Annotated in this window: 1 protein-coding gene and 1 pseudogene; both read right to left on the bottom strand. The window is 45.3% G+C overall.

Features of this window, described 5'->3' with window-relative positions; all coding sequences use genetic code 11:
- Nucleotides 1-4 precede the first annotated feature (4 nt).
- On the bottom strand, nucleotides 5-742 hold the full coding sequence (locus AKG39_RS19075) for an ATP-binding protein (protein WP_050741997.1): 738 nt from the start codon (nucleotides 740-742) through the stop codon (nucleotides 5-7).
- Nucleotides 735-1065: pseudogene (locus tag AKG39_RS20205) on the bottom strand (IS21 family transposase); the annotation flags it as partial. The pseudogene AKG39_RS20205 and the gene AKG39_RS19075, both read right to left, overlap by 8 nt.

Below are 1065 nucleotides of genomic sequence, written 5' to 3'. Positions count from 1 at the left end.
TTCATTAAAGATTCAATACAAAGTCACGCATATTTATACTGCCAGAGCTGATAATGTGAGCACCATGTATAATGCGATCCATAATAGAATCAGCCAGAACACCACCACCGAGACGAGCATGCCACTCCTCGATCTTATACTGCGTGCAGAAAATGGTAGCACCGTTGTCATAACGGCGTTCGACCAGCTCAAACAGAAAATGGAGTTCATCATCAGAAAGATCTGTAATTAACCATTCATCAAGGATCAATAAGGGGTAGTTCGTATATTTTTTGAGTTCCCTGCTTTGCCCATTCGGCTGGATCTTTGCTTCGCTGTATTCCATCAGAAGGTCCGGCAAACGAATATACCGTGTGCGAATGCCCTGTTTACAGGCTTCTTTTCCAATGGAACAAGCCAGATACGACTTCCCCGAGCCAGTGAACCCGCAAACGACGATATTCTGATTATTGCTGATAAAAGAACAGGCAGCAATTTCCAGAATCAGATCTTTGTCAAGATGTCGCTCGGCAAAGAAAACATCCTGAATGGCGGCATTTGGAATTCTAAATCGGGCCCGTTTTATCAGGCTGATAACGCGCTTGTTGTGCTTTTCCTGATAAACATAATCAACAATCATTTTCATGCGCTCGTCAAAAGACAGAGTGGCATAAATCGTATCTTTCGCCTGTCTGTCAATCGCCTGAATCATTTCCTCCAGTTGAATTTCGCGGAGTTTGCGGCGGGTTTCATCATTAATCATTGTCGTAACCGCCGTAGTAAGATGCCCCGCGGATAAAACCGGTGGTACTGGCTGTTTCAGCTTGATGAGCGGCATCCCGGTCTTTGGCATAAAGGATATCTTCGCCAGCGGCCAATATCGGATTGAGATGTTTGTATCTCGGCGAACGATGCGTTTTGAGGGCCATCTCGCAGGCATTTTCAAGCCGTGCCGCGGTATATTTTTTAGCCAGTTTCAGTACCGACTTCGACGGATCAAAAGCTCTTTCCGGGAGACGGGTATTTTCGAAAATCAGCTGAATCACCGTTAAAGTTGAATCACCCATTCCCTGAGCTTCTTTCATA

The sequence above is a fragment of the Acetobacterium bakii genome (assembly GCF_001263355.1).
GTDB lineage: Bacteria > Bacillota > Clostridia > Eubacteriales > Eubacteriaceae > Acetobacterium > Acetobacterium bakii.
Note: the sequence above shows the minus strand (reverse complement) of the source record. Positions and strands in the feature narration are given on the sequence as shown.

Bases quoted from the DNA above. Each gene is read 5' to 3' on its own strand.
- AKG39_RS19075 (WP_050741997.1), bottom strand. From the start codon at position 742: ATGATTAATGATGAAACCCGCCGCAAACTCCGCGAAATTCAACTGGAG.